The sequence below is a fragment of the Micromonospora sp. WMMD1076 genome, assembly GCF_029581475.1.
Lineage (GTDB): Bacteria > Actinomycetota > Actinomycetes > Mycobacteriales > Micromonosporaceae > Micromonospora > Micromonospora aurantiaca.
Genome location: NZ_CP120862.1, coordinates 2,729,346 through 2,746,849 on the forward strand (window position 1 = coordinate 2,729,346; position 17,504 = coordinate 2,746,849).

Below are 17,504 nucleotides of genomic sequence, written 5' to 3' on the forward strand. Positions count from 1 at the left end.
GCGGGCCCTGACAGTTCGCGTCGGAGAGAGGGGCGGCTGGCGTCCCGATCGGCGGGACGGTGGCGCTGAGGAGAAGTGAAACCGCATACTTCGGAGCCTGTCAATACCCGCCGGGGTGGTTCGTGCCGGCGGAAAACTTCCTTCAGCGTCGCTCCCGCCCGGCCTGGCTGCGCGGCGTGCGGGTCGACCCGCCGCGAAGATTCCTGCCCCGGAGGGAAAGCCGGGCGCAAGTATTGACAACCGTGGAAGCCTCGAAGTTAACTCGCCAGCAATCGATTTCTCAGACTCCTACGGCTGCTCGGAAGGGACACCGATGAGGCTTCGCATCGGCCGTTGGGCCGCCGCCGCAGCAGCCGCGCTGCTGGCCGTTGCCGTGCCCGCGACCTCGTCCGCCGCACCGCCGGCCGCCCCGTCGGCGCCCGCTCCCGCTCCCGCCGTCGCCGTCGCCGACGACAAGGGGCCGATCGGCTGGGACGCCTACCGCCGGCTCGACCGCCTGCCGGAGCTGGCCGCCGGCACCCGTACCCACCAGTTCTCCAGCTTCGGCCGCGACGGCTCCAACGACGACGGCTTCGTCGGCACCTGGTCCTGCCTGCGCCAGAGCGGCGGATGCGTGATCGCCGAGGCGCGCGGCCCGGGCGAGGTGCAGTCGATCTGGTTCACCCGCGACGAGGGCAACGTCCGCGCCACCGGCTGGATCCGCGTCGAACTCGACGGCGTCGTGGTCGTCCAGGCCGACCTCCAGGACCTGGTGGACGGGCGGCTCGGCAGCCCGTTCGTCGCGCCGCTGGTGAGCAACGCCGACCAGACGTCCGGCGGCGTCACGGTCAAGGTGCCCATGCCCTACCGGGAGTCCATGCGGATCACCACCCAGCACAACCCGCTGTTCCATCACGTCACCTACCGCACCTTCGCCGACGCGGCAGGGGTGTCCCGGTTCGACCCGGCCGACCCGGCCACCGACGTGGTCGCGCTGCTGCGCGCCGCCGGCACCCGCGACCCGAAGCCCGCCCAGGCCGGCGCCGCCACCATCCGCGCCACAGTCACCGCCCCGGCGCAGGGGCAGGTGTCGCTGGCCGCCCTGACCGGGCCGCGTGCGATCACCGCGCTGCGGCTGCGCGTACCGGACGCCGCGGCCGGGGCGCCGACGCTCGCCGGGCTGCGGCTGCGGATGACGTTCGACGGACGTACGACAGTGGACAGCCCGGTCGGCGAGTTCTTCGGCGCCGGGCTGGGCGAGCGCACCGTACGGTCGCTGATGTTCGCCATGGACTCCGCGCCGGGCGGCTGGTACAGCGCATGGTGGCCGATGCCGTTCCGCACCGCCGCCGCCGTGACGCTCGTCAACACGACGGGCACCGCAGTCGGCGGCGTCGAGGTCGAGGTGACGTCGGCGCCCGGCGCCGAGTGGACGTCCCGGCTCGCGGCCGACGGCAGCGCCGGTTACTTCACCACCCAGTCACGCCGCGCCGAGACGGTCGGCGGCGCGGATTGGATCATCGCCGACCAGTCCGGCCGGGGCCGGTTCGTCGGCGTCTCGCAGACCATGCGGGGCCACATCATCGGCGGCAACACCCGCAACTACCTGGAGGGCGACGAGCGGGTGCACGTGGACGGCTCGCCCACGCCGCAGATCTACGGCACCGGCACCGAGGACTTCTACGAGTCGGGCTGGTACTTCAACCGCGGCGAGTACAGCGGTGTCTTCACCGGCAACACCGCGCACCTGGTCCGCGGCGGCGGATGCGCCGACGAGTGCGACGCCGCCTACCGGCTGATGATCGGCGACGCGGTGGCGTACGGTACCGCGCTGCGCTTCGGCATCGAGCACGGACCGGCCAACGACATGCCCGCCGAGTACGCCTCGACCGCGTTCCTCTACACCCAGCGCACCGTCACCACGCGCCGGACCGACACCGTCGTCACCGGCGACGCCGCCAGCCGCGCCGCGCACGCGTACACCGACTCCGCGGCGACCCAGACCGCGCTCACCGCCGCCTTCGAGGGCGACGACGACAACGTCCCGCAGACCGGCCAGGTCCGCGCCACCACCGCCCCGGTCCGCTTCCGGCTGGCGATCGACCCGGCCAACCAGGGGGTACGGCTGCGCCGCCACGGTGACCAGGCCGGTGGCTACCAGCAGGCGGCCGTGTCGGTGGACGGCACACCGGCCGGGGTGTGGCTCCAGGCGCTGGGCAACGACAGGCAGCGCTGGCTGGCCGACGAGTTCGTGCTGCCCGCGGCGCTGACGGCGGGCCGGTCGGCGGTGACCGTCCAGCTCACCCCGGCGAGCGGCGCGCCGGCCTGGACCGCCGCCCGATACCTGGCCGACAGCATGGTCGCGCCGTTCACCGACACCGTCGCCCCGGCACCGGTCGCCGGTCTCACCCTGTCCGGCGGGCGCGTGCACGCGCTGGGCCTGACCTGGTCCCCCTCCGCCGACGACGTCGGCGTGGTCTCCTACCGCGTCTACGCGTCCCGGAACCCGGGGGTGGCGATCACCGCCGCCAACCTGGTCGGCACCACACGTGCCACCACGTTCCGGCACGGTCCGCTGCCGGCCGCGCAGACCCGCTACTACCGGATCGTTGCCGTCGACGGGTCGGGCAACGCCGCCGCGCCCTCGGCCGAGGTGTCGGCCACCACCCGTACCCGCAACACCAGCGACGCCAACGGGGACCGCCGCGACGACGCCGTCGACTTCACCCGCGGCGCCACCGCCGACGTGTTCACGTCGCTCTCCGACGGCACCCGGTTCGTGCCGGACAGCCGGCCCTGGAACGACTTCTTCGCGGTCGGCGCGGAGGTGCCGCTCACCGGCGACGTCAACGGCGACGGCCGCGCGGACGTCATCACGTTCACCCGTGGCGACAGCGCCGACGTCTACGTCGGGCTCTCCACCGGCTCCGGCTACTCCGCGGGCGTCAAGTGGCACGACTTCTTCGCCGTCGGCGCCGAGATCCCGGCGGTCGGCGACGTCAACGGCGACGGCCGCGCCGACATCATCACGTTCACCCGCGGCGCCGCCGCCGACGTCTACGTGGCGCTCTCCACCGGCTCCGGCTTCGGACCCGGCGTCAAGTGGCACGACCACTTCGCGCTCGGCGACGAGTTCCCGGCGGTGGGCGACGTGGACGGGGACGGGCGGGACGACATCGTGACCTTCACCAGGGGTACGACCGGCGACGTGTTCGTGTCGCTCTCCGACGGCACCCGCTTCGTGGAGGACGGCTGGAAGTGGCACGACAGCTTCGCCGCCGGCGACGAGCTGCCGGCGGTGGGCGACGTGGACGGGGACGGGCGGGACGACATCGTGACCTTCACCAGGGGTACGACCGGCAACGTGTTCGTGTCGCTCTCCGACGGGGGCCGCTTCGTGCAGAGCTCCTGGAAGTGGCACGACCACTTCGCCTTCGGCGACGAGCTGCCCGGGGTGGGGGACTTCAACGGCGACGGGCGGGCCGACGTGGTCGCGTTCACCAGGGGCCTGACCGCCGACGTGTTCGTCTCGCTCTCCACCGGCGGTGGATTCGGGCCACCGGGCAACCGCTGGCACGACCGGTTCGCCCCCGGCACCGACCTGCCCCGCCCGAGCGTGTCGTGATGCGCGCCCGGCGTGCCCTCGCGGCGCTCCTGCTCGGGGTGGCCCTGGTGGCGGTCCCGGCCGGACCGGCAGCGGCCGACGACCCGGTCCGGTTCGAGGCCGAGTCGCTCGCCGTCGTCTCCGCCACCGCGCCGGTCGGCGCGCAGGCCGACTGCTGCGGGGTGAGCTGGTCCGGCGGACGGCAACTGTGGTTCCGGGGCGCCCGCGCCGGTGACGCGGTGACGCTCACGCTGCCGTCGGTGCCGGCCGGGCAGTACGACCTCGGCGCGGTCCTCACCCGGGCCGGCGACTACGGCACGCTGCGCTTCGCCGTCGACGGGGTGGCGGTCGGCCAGCTCTTCGACGGGTACGCGGGCGCGGTGCAGCGCACCGGGGCGGTGCCGCTGGGCTCGGCGTCGCTGACGGCCGGCACCCACCGCCTCACCGTCACGGTGACCGGCCGGTCCGCGTCCTCCACCGGCTTCTTCGCCGGGCTGGACACGGTGACGCTGCGTCGCGTCGGCCCGCTCGCGGCGGTCACCACCACGCCGTACGAGACGCTCGGCGAGACACCGGCGCGGGGCGCGTCCACACGCGTCTACGACCCGAGCGCCGGGGAGTCGACGACCTGGTACTACAACGACCACACGCTGGTGCGGCACGAGCAGACCGGCGTGTGGCACCTGTTCGGCATCACCCACGCCGAACCCGGCGCGCCGCAGGACGAGAAGGTCTTCGGGCACGCCACCGCGCCCACCCCGACCGGCCCGTGGACGAAACGGCCGGTGGCGCTGGCCGCCGACCCCGGGGCCGGGGAGCAGTGGATCTGGGCCCCGCACGTCGTCCACCACAACGGCGTCTACCACATGTTCTACGCGGCCGGGAACCCGGACTACGCCCGGTACCGCATGCACCTGGCCACCTCGACCGACCTGTTCACCTGGACCCGAAGCTCCGCCAACCCGCTGTTCACCGACGGGTGGGAGGGCCGCGACCCGATGGTGACCCGGGTCGGCGACCGCTGGGTCATGTACTACACGGCCACGTCGAGCCCGTCCGGCGGCAACCATGTCGTGGCGTACCGGACCAGCACCGACCTGCGCTCGTGGAGCGGCCGCGCGATCGCGTACACCTCGCCGCACACCGGCCGGGCGGGCGGGCAGACGGAGTCGCCGTTCGTGGTGCGCCGGGGGGAGTGGTGGTACCTGTTCGTCTGCTGCGACGGCACCGACTACGGCGCCGCGTACCGGCGCACGGCCGTCTACCGCAGCCGCGACCCGCTGCGCTTCGACGGTGCGGAGAAGGTGACGGTGCTCGACGCGCACGCCGCCGAGGTCGTGGTGGACGGCTCGAACTGGTACCTGACCCACGCCGGCTGGGGTCAGGGCGGGCTCTGGCTGGCGCCGCTGACCTGGTCGACCGGCGTGGTGGCGCGCGGCTGGACGGTGACCACCGGTTTCCTGCGCGCCGACGTGCGCACCTGGCCCAGCGCCCGGATCGCCGAGCTGGCCGTCGACCCGGCCGGGGCCGGCAATCACCGGCCCGCGCTCGACTCGTCGCACCGGGGCACCGGGCCGTACCTCGCCGTCGGCCGGTTCGACGTGACCGACCGGGCCGGGGCGCCGGCCCGGGTCGACGTGTCCGCCGACGGCTCCCGGATCAACCTGGTCGGCATCCCGTTCGGCGACGAGCCGGTCACCGCCGACTGGCTGCTCACCGTGACGCCCCGGTGGACCGGCCCCGGGTTGCAGAGCGACGTCACCTGGTCGGTGAACGGGTGGCCGACCGCAGCGGTGTGGGAGGTGGCGTTCAACATCGACGGCGCGTCCCCGCTGGTCGGCGACCCGGCGGTGGAGGCGCGGCCGACAGGTGACGTCACCGGCCTGCCCCGCTGGACGATGAGCACCGGCGACGGGCTCTCGGTGGTCGCGGCGCACCGGTGGGGGTCGGCCTGGCGCGGCGACAACACCTGGTACGACGCCGGCCACGCGATGGCGGCCTGGCAGCCGCTGTGGCGCTCCGGCGGCCTGTCCTGGGCGCCGGGCCAGTACGCGGGCGGCACCTGGCGTCTGACCGCGAGCGGGATCCGGCGGGACGTGCAGTTCGCCGACGCCGCGCACACCGCGATCAACGCGATCCCGTGACCGGCGTGGACACCCGCGACGCGCCCGACCCGAGCGGCCGGGTGGTGGTCGCGGCGACCGGAGTGGCCAAGCGGTTCGGCGGCGTGACGGCCCTCGACGGCGTCGACTTCGACGTACGGGCGGGCGAGGTGCACGCGCTGCTGGGCGAGAACGGCGCGGGCAAGTCCACCCTGATCAACATCCTCTCCGGCGTGATCACCGACTACGACGGAGAAGTCGCAGTCGACGGGACGCCGGTACGGTTCACCGGCCCGGCCGCCGCCCAGGCCGCCGGGATCGCGACCATCCACCAGGAACTCGACCTGGTGCCCGCGCTGTCGGTGGCCGACAACCTCGTGCTCGGGCGGGAGCCCCGGACCCGGCTGCGCACAGTCGACCGGCGGGCCGCGGCCCGTACCGCGCGCGAGCACCTGGACCGGCTCGGCGCAGACATCGACCCGCGCCGCCCGGTGGGCTCGCTGCGTGTCGGCGAGCAGCAACTCGTCGAGATCGCCAAGGCGCTCGCCCTGGACGCCCGCGTACTCGTCATGGACGAGCCGACGGCCGCGCTCGCCGACGGGGAGGTACGGCGGCTGTTCACCACAATCGGCGGCCTGCGCCGCCGGGGCGTCGGCGTCGTCTACATCTCCCACCGGATGGAGGAGATCGAGGTCGTCGCGGACCGCGCGACGGTGCTGCGCAACGGTTCCGTCGCCGGTGTCGTACCGGCCGGCCGGATGGACCGGCGGCGGATCGTGGCGATGATGGTCGGCGGCCGGGCCGCGTCGCTGTTCGAGCCCGCCCCGGCGGACACGGCCGGCGCTCCCGGCCCGCTGCCCGGATCGGCCGGCGGCGGCCCGTTGCTGCGTGTCACCGACCTGGCCGTGCGGCCCCGGACGCCCCGGCCCGGCCGCTGCGAGCCGGACGGCGTCAGCCTGACCGTGCGGGCCGGCGAGATCGTCGGCCTGGCCGGGCTGATGGGCGCCGGACGTACCGAACTGCTGGAGACCCTGTTCGGCGCCGGGTCCGCGGGTCGCCGCACTGGCGCGGTGCTGCTGGCCGGCCGCCCGTACTCGCCGCGCCGCCCCCGCGCGGCACTGCGGGCCGGCGTCGGCTTCGTCCCGGAGGACCGGCGCCGGTCCGCGCTCGTCCTGGACCACCCGGTCGGCCGGAGCGTCGTGCTGGCCGCCCTGTCCAGGCTGACCACGGCCGGGATCGTCAGCCGACGCCGGGAACGGGCGGCCGTCGCGCGGTCGGTCAGCGACCTGGCGATCAAGACGGCGTCGGCGGTCACGCCGGTCGGCGCGCTCTCCGGTGGCAACCAGCAGAAGGTGGTCTTCGCCCGGCACCTGCTCACCGAGCCGCGGCTGCTCCTGCTGGACGAGCCGACCCGCGGCGTCGACATCGGGGCGAAGGCGGAGATCTACCGGCTGCTGCGCCGGCTCGCCGGCGACGGCATGGGCATCCTGCTCGCCTCCTCGGAACTGCCCGAGCTGCTCGGCGTCTGCGACCGGGTGGTGGTGCTGCGCCGCGGCCGGGCCGTGGCCGACCTCGCCACCGGCGGCTGCACCGGCGAGGACATCCTCGCGGCGGCGATGGGCGGCCCGGCCGCCGGAAGGGACGACCGATGACCGACACCCGAGTGCCGCCGCCCGAGCCGGCCGTGACCGGGGCGCCGCCCGCCGCCGGTACGGCCGGACTGCGCGGCGCGACGGCCCACTGGCTGCGCCGGCCGCGCAGCCGCCGGGAACTCGCCGACCGGCTCTTCGCGGTGCAGAGTCTCTTCGCGCTGCTCGTGATCTTCGTCGTGGCGATCCTCGCCTCACCGCGCCGCGACGGCGAGATCCTCTTCCTCACCGCCGGCAACCTGGGGAACATCGTCCGCGCGGTGTCGGAGATCGGCATCATCGCGATCGGGATGACGTTCGTCGTCCTGCTGGGCGGCATCGACCTGTCGGTCGGGGCGATCCTCGGCCTGTCGGCCGTCGGCACCGCGACGCTCATGGTCGACTCCGGACTCGGCATCCTGCCCGCCGTCGCCACCGTGCTCGCGATCGGCGTGCTGTTCGGCGCGCTCCAGGGGTACGCCGTGGCCCGCCTCGGCATCCAGTCGTTCATCGTGACACTGGCCGGTCTCCAGGTCGCCCGGGGCATCGCCCGGATCTGGTCCGGCGGCCTCGGCATCCCGATCGCCTACGGCGACGGACCCCAGGAGGCGCCGCCCGCCTTCGAACTGCTGAACGGCTCGATAAACGGCGTGCTCCCGGTGCCGGCGGTGCTGTTCGTCCTGATCGGGGTGGCCGCTGTGGTGGTGCTGCGGACGACGGCGTTCGCCCGGCACGTCTACGCGATCGGCGGCAACGAGAAGGCGGCCCGGCTCTCCGGTGTGCCGGTGACGCGGGTCAAGGTCGCCGTGTTCGCCGTCGCCGGCCTCCTGGCGGCGGTGGCCGGCGTGGTGCACGCGGGACAGCTCAACCAGGGCAGCCCGAACGACGGCGCCGGATACGAGCTGGACGCGATCGCCGCCGTCGTCATCGGCGGCACCAGCCTGGCCGGTGGCTCCGGCTCGATGGGCGGCACCCTGGCCGGCGCGCTGCTGCTCGGCATCCTCAACAACATCCTCGCGCTCAACAACATCGACGCCAACGTCCAGCTGCTGATCAAAGGACTGGTGATCGTGCTCGCGGCGGCGCTGCAGAAGCTGCGCCGCGGCATCGCCTGACCGAACCGACTCCGAGGAGCCACCCGATGGACAAGCGAACCACACTGCTCGCGCTGCTGGTCACCGGCGCGCTGGCGGTCACGACGGGGTGCAGCGTCGAGAAGCCGTCCGACGACGCCGGGCAGGCCCGCGCCTGCGGCGCCGGCAAGGACTTCCTGATCGGCATGTCCCAGGCCAACAACGCCGAGCCGTACCGGCAGGTGATGAACAACGACGTGCAGACGGCGGCGAAGTCGGTGCCCGGCTTCCGCGTCGTGGTCTCCGACGCCGCCCAGGACAACAGCAAGCAGGTCGCCGACGTGGAGAACTTCCTCACCCAGAAGATCAACCTGCTGATCATCTCGCCGAACGAGGCCAAGCCGCTCACCGCTGTGGTGAAGAAGGCGTACGACCAGGGCGTGCCGGTGATCGTGCTGGACCGCAAGGTCGAGGGGGAGGCGTACACCGCGTTCATCGGTGGCGACAACGTGGCGATCGGCAAGGCGGCCGGCGAGTTCTACGCCACGACGCTGCTGCCCGACGGCGGCAAGGTGATCGAGATCGCCGGGCTGCCCGGCTCGACCCCCGCCGCCGAGCGCGCGCAGGGCTTCCGCGACGGCATCGCCGCCAACCCGAAGATCCAGATCGTCGCCTCCCAGCCCGGCGACTGGCTGCGGGAGAAGGGACAGTCGGTGGCGGACGCGCTGATCAAGGCCCACCCGGACGTGTCCGCGATCTACGCGCACAACGACCCGATGGCCGAGGGCGCCTACCTCGCCGCGAAGTCGGCGGGCAAGGCGCAGCGGATCAAGTTCACCGGCATCGACGCGCTCCCGGTGCCCTCCGGCGGGATCAAGGCCGTCGAGCAGGGCCGCCTCGCCGCCACGTTCCAGTACGCCACCGGCGGCCGGGAGGCGGTCGAGCTGGCCCGGAAGATCCTCGTCGACTGCGCCGAGGACGTCCCGCGTACCACCACGCTGGGCACCATGCGGATCACCAGGGAGAACGCCGCCGAGGCGTACGCGAAGCTCGGTGGCCTCTGAGCGCGGGGGCCGGGATGCGCAGCGCGAGCGTGCGGCGGGCGGCGCCGGTGGTGCTCGGCGTGGACATCGGCACGTCGAGCAGCAAGGGGGTTCTCGTCGACTCCGACGGGCGGTTGGTCCGGTCCCGGGTCCTGGAGCACCGGGTCGACCGGCCCGGCCCTGGCCGGGTCGAGATGGACGGCCGGATCTGGTGGCGGGAGTTCGTCGCCCTCAGCCGGGACCTGCTGGCTCCGGGTGACGTCCGGGTGTGCGCGGTCGGGGTGAGCGGCATGGGTCCGTGCGTGCTGCTCACCGACGCCGGCGGCACTCCGCTGCGCCCGGCCGTCCTCTACGGCGTGGATACCCGCGCCGGGGAGCAGATCGAGCGGATGAACGAGCGGTTCGGCGCCGACGAGATCATCCAGCGGTGCGGGTCGGCGTTGTCCAGCCAGGCGGCGGGCCCGAAGATCGCGTGGGTGGCCGACACCGAACCGGAACTGTTCGCCCGTGCCCGCCGGCTGTTCATGCCCAGTTCGTGGCTGGCCTACCGGCTCACCGGTCGCTACCTGCTCGATCACCACTCGGCAAGCCAGTGCACGCCGTTCTACGACACCGAGGCCCAGGACTGGTACCGGCCGTGGATCGACCCGTTCGCACCCGGACTGGAGCTTCCGCCACTGTGCTGGCCCGGCGACGTGGCCGGTGAGGTGACGGCCGGGGCCGCCGCCGAGACCGGCCTGCCGGAGGGCGTCCCGGTGGTGGCGGGCACGATTGACGCCTGGTCGGAGGCGTTGAGCGTGGGTGCGCAGGGCGTGGGCGACCTGATGCTCATGTACGGCACCACCATGTTCCTCGTGCACACCGTGCCGCACCGGCTGACCAGCCCGTCGCTGTGGGGCACCGTCGGCGCGCTGCCGGGCACCCGCAACCTGGCCGGCGGGATGGCGACCTCCGGCGCGATCACCGGCTGGCTACGCGACCTGGTGGCGGGCACCGACCACACCGAGCTGCTCCGCCTCGCCGAACGCTCCGGCGCCGGTGCCCGCGGGTTGCTGATGCTGCCGTTCTTCGCCGGGGAACGCACGCCGATCCTCGATCCCCGGGCCCGCGGCCTGATCGCCGGTCTCACCCTCTCGCACGGCCCCGGCGACATCTACCGGGCGGCGCTGGAGGCGACCGGACTGGCGGTACGGCACAACATCGAGACGATCGAGGCGGCCGGCGGCGACATCCGCCGGATCGTCGCGGTCGGCGGCGGCACCCGGGGCGGGCTCTGGACCCAGATCGTCTCCGACATCACCGGCCGGGAACAGCAGATCCCGGCGCAGACCATCGGCGCCAGCTACGGCGGCGCTTTCCTGGCCGCCCGGACCGTGATGGACGTCTCGATCGAGACGTGGAACCCGATCGCCGGGGTGCGGCGGCCACGACCCGAACCCGCCGCCGACTACGACGAGCTGTACCGGCTCTACCGCGAGCTGTACGCCGGTAGCCGATCTGTGGTCCACGCCCTTGCGGCCCGGCAGGAACGCCTGCTGGGCGCGTTCCGCTCCACCCACCGTCCGCCCGCCGAGGGAGCTGCCCCGTGACCCGTTACACACTGCCCGTGCCGGTCGAGCGCCCGGCCGCCCCGCCCCGCACCGTCTACACAGTCGCCAGCGGTGACCTCCGGCTGAGCGCGAACGTCACCTGCTGGCCCACCCAGCGGCAGCTCGAAGCCGACCTCACCGCCGCGGTCACCGCGCTCGGCTGGCAGGTCCGGCGCGGTCACGACGTCGACCCGGGCAAAGGACACGGCTTCATCGACAGCCAGCGCGCCGGGATCGAGGTCTTCCGGAGCATTCCGGCCGACGTGCCGCTCGTCGTGGTGGAGGCGGTCTGGCAGTACAGCCACCACGTGCTGGCCGGGCTGCGCGCCCACCGCGGGCCGATCCTGCTGGTGGCGAACTGGAGCGGCGAGTACCCCGGCCTGGTGGGCCTGCTCAACCTCGCCGGCAGCCTCACCAAGGCGGGCGTGCGGTACTCGACGCTGTGGAGCGAGGACTTCACCGACGAGTGGGCGCGCGACGGGCTGAAGAAGTGGCTGGAGACCGGCCGGGTGACGCACGACGAGAGCCACGTACGCCCGCTGCCGGTGCTGCGGCCGGACGAGGAGGTCGAACTCGGCGTGGCGCTGGCCCGGCAGCTCGTCTCCGAGCGGGCCGTCATCGGCGTCTTCGACGAGGGCTGCATGGGCATGTACAACGCCATCATCGACGACGAGCTGCTCAACCCGCTCGGCGTCTTCAAGGAACGCCTGTCGCAGAGCGCGCTGGTGGCGGAGATGGCGCGGGTGCCCGACACCGAGGCGCGGGCGGTGCTGGCCTGGCTGGAGGCGGCCGGGATGACGTTCCACACCGGCACCGACGAGGCCACCGAACTGACGTACGCCCAACTGCTCAGCCAGTGCCGCATGTACGTCGCCGCGCTGCGCATCGCCGACGACTTCGGCCTGGACGCCGTCGGGATCCAGTACCAGCAGGGGCTCAAGGACACCGTGCCGGCCAGCGACCTGGCCGAGGGGCTGCTGAACAACGTCGAACGCCCCCCGGTGACCAGCCGGGACGGCTCCCGGGAGCTGTACCCGGGCGTCGCGCTGCCGCACTTCAACGAGGTCGACGAGGGCGTCGCCGTGGACTCGCTGGTCACCAACCGGATCTGGACCGCGATGGGCCTGGACCCGGCGACGACGCTGCACGACATCCGCTGGGGACAGCAGTACGGCGAGCACTTCGTCTGGGTCTTCGAGATCTCCGGTGCGGTGCCCGCGTCGCACAACGGCGGCTACGACAGGTCGTACAGCATGCGTCAGCCGCCGATGTACTTCCCGCTCGGCGGCGGCACGCTCAGCGGCGTGTCGAAGCCGGGGGAGATCGTCTGGTCGCGCGTGTTCGTGATGGACGGCGGCCTGCACGTCGACCTCGGGCGCGGCACGGTGGTGGCGCTGCCCGAGGCGGAGACCCGGCGGCGGCTGGACGCCACCACACCGCAATGGCCGATCATGCACGCCGTGCTGCACGGCGTGGGCCGCGACCAGTTGATGGCCCGGCACAAGGCCAACCACGTCAACGTGGTCTACGCGCCGGACGCCGGCACCGCCGACCGCGCGCTACGGGTCAAGGCCGCCCTCTTCGCCGAGCTGGGCGTACGGGTGCACCTGTGCGGGGACGTCACGATCTGAGCGAGCCGGCGGCAGTGCCGCGCGACCGGGTACGGCCCACCGCGTGGCCCTGCCGGCCGGCCGACGGCGCCGAGCTGTCGCGTACCCGCAGCTCGGTGTGGAGCACCACTGTCGAGGGCGCCTTGGCCGGGTCGGCGATCCGCTCGACCAGCAGCGTGGCCGCGGTACGCCCCAGGTCGTAGGTGGGCTGCGCGACGGTGCTCAGCGAGGGCCGGACCAGGTGCGCCCAGGGGATGTCGTCGAACCCGACGATGCCGAACGGGTCGGGCACGCCGATGCCGTTGTCCACGAGGCACTCGACCGCGCCCACAGTCATCAGGTTGTTCGCCGCGAACACCGCGTCCGGCGGCTCGGCGGTCTCCAGCAGGGAGGCCATCGCGCGGTAGCCGCCCTCCTCGCGGAAGTCCGCGTACCGGATCAGGTCCTCGGTGGTCTGGCGTCCGCTCGCCTTAAGCGCCCGCTGGTAGCCCCGCAGCCGCTGCATGGCGGTGGAGATCCGGCGTGGGCCGGTGATGCAGGCGATCCGCCGGTAGCCGCTGCCCACCAGATGGGCGGTCGCCTGCTCGGCGCCGTGGGTGTTGTCCACCAGCACGGTGTCCACCTCGACGCCGCGTGGTTGCCTGTCGATCGCCACGACCGGGATGCGGGCCTGCACCAGGCGGCTGATCAGGGCCGGCCGCCCGGACGAGGAGATGATCACCCCCGCCATCCGCTCGGCCAGGGCCGCCGCCACGTAGCGGGCCTCCTTCTCCGGATCCTCGTCGCCGTTGCAGAGCACGACCGAGAAGCCGGCCTCCTGCGCGACGTCCTCGACACCGCGCACCATCGAGGTGAAGAACGGGTTCCCGATGTCGGAGATGATGACCGCCCAGAGGCTGGTCCGGCTGCGGCGCAGGCTGCGCGCGACGGCGTTCGGGCGGTAGTCGAGGTCCTGCGCGGCCTGCCGTACCCGGGCGGCCATGTCCGGGTCGACCGAGGCACGCCCGTTGAGGACGCGGGAGACGGTCGCCGGCGACACTCCCGCGCGACGCGCCACGTCGTAGATGGTCGTCATCGCGCTCCCGTCGTCGTCGCCCGGGCGCTCCGGCCCGGCCCCCGTCGGATGGTGACGTACCGGAGTGAGACCGCCACCGCGGGAGATCGCTCGGAATCCTATACCGTCCAGCAATCGATTTCCGACCGGGTCGATCGCGTCCCATCGCCGCTATTGACATCGATGTGGGTGACTACGAGACTCGTCAGCAATCGATTTCTCGCCCGGTGCCGCTGGTCACCCCCACACCCCCGAGGAGCACGGTGAGACGAAATCTGCTGGCGATGCTTGTCGCGCTCTGCACCGTCACGGCGGCCGGCGCGGCCGGCGCGCCGGCCGCCGCCGTACCGATCGGCACGCTCGCCTGCCCGTCCGTCCCGGCCACCCACGACCCCGCCGTCACCGTGATCGTCTACCGGGTGGCCCGGTCGTACAACGTCAACGACAAGGTCATGCTCTCCACCTTCGAGGCGGGCTGGGTCGAGTCCCACATGAACAACCTGCCCTGCGGCGACAAGTCCAGCCTGGGCGTGTTCCAGCAGCGCTGGGACTACGGCTGGGGCACGCCGGAGCAGATCATGGACCCGGTCTACGCCACCACGCAGTACGTCACGCGTGCGATCACCTGCGACCGCAACAACCCTGGCTACACGGCGGGCCAGGTCGCCCAGTGCGTCCAGCGATCGGGCTTCCCCGACCGGTACGACCAGGTGGCGGCGACCGCGCGCACGCTGCTCAACCAGGCGGCGCGTACCCACGGCATGGCCGGCGGCTCGTCGACGGACGTGAACGGTGACGGCCGCGACGACATCCTCACCTTCACCCAGAACGCCTCCGCCGACGTGTACGCGAGCACGTCGACCGGAACCGGCTTCGCCGGAACGTCGGTGAAGTGGAACGACTTCTTCTCCGTCGGCGGGGAGACCGCGTCGACGGGCGACGTGAACGGTGACGGCCGCGACGACATCGTCACGTTCGCGCACGGCAACACCGGCGACGTGTACGTGGCGCTGTCGAACGGGTCGGCGTTCACGTCGCCGGGCCGGTGGCACGACTGGTTCGCCCCCGGTGCGGAGATCGCCGCCGTCGGTGACGTCAACGGCGACGGCAGGGACGACATCGTCGCGTTCACGCACAACGCGACGGCGGACGTCTACGTGGCGCTGTCAACCGGGTCGTCGTTCTCGGGCACGGCGGTGAAGTGGCACGACTACTTCTCCATCGCCGGGGAGTTCCCCGCCCTGGGTGACGTCAACGGCGACGGCAAGGACGACATCATCACCTTCACCCAGGGCCCCGCGTCAGCGGCGGACGTGATCGTGGCGCTGTCCACCGGCACGTCGTTCGGGGCGCCGCAGAAGTGGCACGACCTGTTCGCCGTGGGTGCCGAGCAGCCGCGGGTGGGGGACGTCAACGGCGACGGCAAGGACGACGTCGTCACGTTCACCTGCAACGCCGACGCCGACGTCTACGTCGCCACCTCCACCGGCACCGGCTTCGCCGGCACCACCGTCAAGTGGCACGACTTCTTCTGCCTGCCGGGCGAGTTCCCCTACCTGGGCGACGCGAACGGCGACGGCAAGGACGACCTCATCGTCTTCACCAAGGGCGCCACGAACGACGTCTACGTCGCCCTGTCCACCGGCACCACCTTCGGTGCCAGCAGCAAGTGGCACGACTACTTCGGGCTCACCGGCGAGGTGACGCTGTGACACCAGGATGGGAGGCCCCCGTGGCCGGAACACGACGGAGACGGCGGCGCACCGGCGTCGCCCTGCTGGCCGCGGCGCTCGCCGGCGGGATCGCGGTGCAGCCCGCGCCGGCGTCCGCGACGCCGCCGGGCCGGGCCGCGCTGGACGCGGCCTTCGTGCGGGCGGCGCAGGAGTACGACGTGCCCCGGGACGTGCTCGTCGCGGTCGGCTACGGCGAGTCCCGCCTCGACGCGCACGGCGGCAAGCCGAGCCAGGCGAACGGCTACGGGGTGATGCACCTGGTGAGCAACCCCGCCCAGCACAGCCTGGAACGGGCGGCGAAGTTGACCGGGGAGCCGGTCGCGCGCCTGAAGACCGCCACGCCGGCGAACATCCGCGGTGGCGCGGCAGTGCTGCGCGAGCTGGCCGACGCCGAGGGGCTGACCGAGCGCGACCGGGACCGGGTGACCGCCTGGTACCCGGTGGTGGCGCGGTACGGCGGCGCGGCCGACGACGCCACCGCCCGGCTGTACGCGGACGGGATCTACGAGCTGGTGCAGCAGGGCATTCCGGGCGCGGTGCCGGTCCGGGCGCACCGGGTCGAGCCGGAGCGGGGTCGCTACGCCGCCGTGGCGCCCGCCGGCACCGCGTCCCGTACGCTCGCCGCCGCCGTGCCCGAGTACCCGCCGGCGCGGTGGGTCGCCGCGAACGGCGCGAACTACGGCGTCGGGCGGTCCAGCCGGATCACCACCGTGATCCTGCACGTCACCCAGGGCTCGTACGCCGGGACCATCAGCTGGTTCCAGAACCCGTCGGCCGGCGTCAGCGCCCACTACGTGGTGAAGTCCAGCAACGGCGAGATCACCCAGATGGTCCGCGAGGGCGACACCGCCTACCACGCCCGGTCCGGCAACGCGTACGGCGTCGGCATCGAGCACGAGGGGTACGTCGACAACCCGGCCTGGTTCACCGACGCGATGTACCGTTCCTCGGCCGCGCTGACCCGCTACCTGTGCGACAAGTACGGCATCCCGAAGAACCGCACCGGCATCAAGGGGCACAACGAGATCCCGGGCAACGACCACACCGACCCGGGGCCGAACTGGAACTGGAACTACTACCTCTCACTGGTGAACCAGGGCGGTGGTGGATCGGCCGCCCGCTATTTCGGTGGTTCGCCGACTGATTTCACCGGTGACGGCCGCGACGACGTGGTCGCGTTCACGCACGGCCCGCTCGCCGACGCCTACGTAGCCACCTCGACGGGATCCTCCTTCACCGGAACCTCGGTCAAGTGGCACGACTGGTTCGCCCTGTCCGGCGAGACACCCCTGACCGGAGACGTCAACGGCGACGGACGAGACGACGCCATCGTGTTCACCCACGGCACCACCGCCGACGTCCACGTCGCCCTGTCCACCGGCACCTCCTTCACCACCTCAGCGAAATGGCACGACTGGTTCGCCCCCGGCACCGAAATCCCCGCCGTCGGCGACGTCAACGGCGACGGCCGCGACGACATCATCACCTTCACCCACGACACCAACGCCGACGTCTACGTCGCCCTGTCCACCGGCACCTCCTTCACCGGCACCGCAGTCAAATGGCACGACTACTTCTCCATCCCCGGAGAATTCCCCGCCCTCGGCGACGTCAACGGCGACGGCAAAGACGACATCATCACCTTCACCCAAGGCCCCGCCTCCGCAGCCGACGTCATCGTCGCCCTCTCCACCGGCACCTCCTTCGGCCCACCCCAAAAATGGCACGACCTGTTCGCCGTCGGCACCGAACAACCCCGCATCGGCGACATCAACGGCGACGGCAAAGACGACATCGTCACCTTCACCTGCAACACCGACGCCGACGTCTACGCCGCCACCTCCACCGGCACATCCTTCACCGGCACCACCATCAAATGGCACGACCACTTCTGCCTACCCGGCGAATTCCCCTACCTCGGCGACACCAACGGCGACGGCAAAGACGACCTCATCGTCTTCACCAAAGGCACCACAAACGACATCTACGTCGCCCTCTCCACCGGCACCACCTTCGCCCCCTCCACCAAATGGCACGACTACTTCGGCCTCACCGGCGAAACCACACTCTGACAACGGACAGTGAGGGA

10 protein-coding genes are annotated in these 17,504 nt (G+C 72.5%); 9 read left to right on the forward strand and 1 reads right to left on the reverse strand.

Annotated features, from left to right (window positions below; all coding sequences use genetic code 11):
- The first annotated feature begins 313 nt into the window (after positions 1–313).
- The 7 genes from O7622_RS13295 to O7622_RS13325 are packed head-to-tail and all read left to right on the forward strand — an operon-like array spanning position 314 to position 12,649.
- The gene (locus O7622_RS13295; protein WP_282313623.1) at positions 314–3,604 is read left to right on the forward strand and encodes a DUF2961 domain-containing protein; all 3,291 of its coding nucleotides are present in this window, start codon (positions 314–316) and stop codon (positions 3,602–3,604) included.
- Complete coding sequence (locus tag O7622_RS13300; protein WP_282313624.1) at positions 3,604–5,727, forward strand: family 43 glycosylhydrolase; 2,124 nt, start codon at positions 3,604–3,606, stop codon at positions 5,725–5,727. The genes O7622_RS13295 and O7622_RS13300 overlap by 1 nt, the downstream gene beginning before the upstream one ends.
- The gene (locus O7622_RS13305; protein ID WP_282313625.1) at positions 5,724–7,337 is read left to right on the forward strand and encodes a sugar ABC transporter ATP-binding protein; all 1,614 of its coding nucleotides are present in this window, start codon (positions 5,724–5,726) and stop codon (positions 7,335–7,337) included. The genes O7622_RS13300 and O7622_RS13305 overlap by 4 nt, the downstream gene beginning before the upstream one ends.
- Entirely contained in the window at positions 7,334–8,428 is a 1,095-nt protein-coding gene (locus O7622_RS13310; RefSeq protein WP_282313626.1) for an ABC transporter permease, read from the forward strand. Before O7622_RS13305 ends, O7622_RS13310 begins: the two co-directional genes overlap by 4 nt.
- A 26-nt stretch (positions 8,429–8,454) precedes the next feature.
- On the forward strand, positions 8,455–9,450 hold the full coding sequence (locus O7622_RS13315) for a substrate-binding domain-containing protein (protein ID WP_282313627.1): 996 nt from the start codon (positions 8,455–8,457) through the stop codon (positions 9,448–9,450).
- 14 nt (positions 9,451–9,464) lie between these two features.
- Positions 9,465–11,018, forward strand: coding sequence for an FGGY-family carbohydrate kinase (locus O7622_RS13320; RefSeq protein ID WP_282313628.1), 1,554 nt, complete (start codon positions 9,465–9,467; stop codon positions 11,016–11,018).
- Positions 11,015–12,649: a fucose isomerase gene (locus O7622_RS13325; protein WP_282313629.1), complete on the forward strand. Its 1,635-nt coding sequence runs from the start codon at positions 11,015–11,017 to the stop codon at positions 12,647–12,649. The genes O7622_RS13320 and O7622_RS13325 overlap by 4 nt, the downstream gene beginning before the upstream one ends.
- Here O7622_RS13325 and O7622_RS13330 read toward each other — a convergent pair.
- Positions 12,639–13,703, reverse strand: coding sequence for a LacI family DNA-binding transcriptional regulator (locus tag O7622_RS13330; protein WP_282313630.1), 1,065 nt, complete (start codon positions 13,701–13,703; stop codon positions 12,639–12,641). The two genes, O7622_RS13325 and O7622_RS13330, sit on opposite strands and share 11 nt — an antisense overlap.
- A 242-nt stretch (positions 13,704–13,945) precedes the next feature.
- Here O7622_RS13330 and O7622_RS13335 point away from each other — a divergent pair, with 242 nt between their 5' ends.
- Together O7622_RS13335 and O7622_RS13340 are read left to right on the forward strand one after the other, a co-directional pair.
- A complete protein-coding gene (locus O7622_RS13335; protein ID WP_282313631.1) occupies positions 13,946–15,394 on the forward strand; it encodes a VCBS repeat-containing protein in 1,449 nt (482 codons plus the stop codon).
- A gap of 20 nt (positions 15,395–15,414) precedes the next feature.
- Positions 15,415–17,487: an N-acetylmuramoyl-L-alanine amidase gene (locus tag O7622_RS13340; RefSeq protein ID WP_282313632.1), complete on the forward strand. Its 2,073-nt coding sequence runs from the start codon at positions 15,415–15,417 to the stop codon at positions 17,485–17,487.
- The last annotated feature ends 17 nt before the right edge of the window (positions 17,488–17,504 follow it).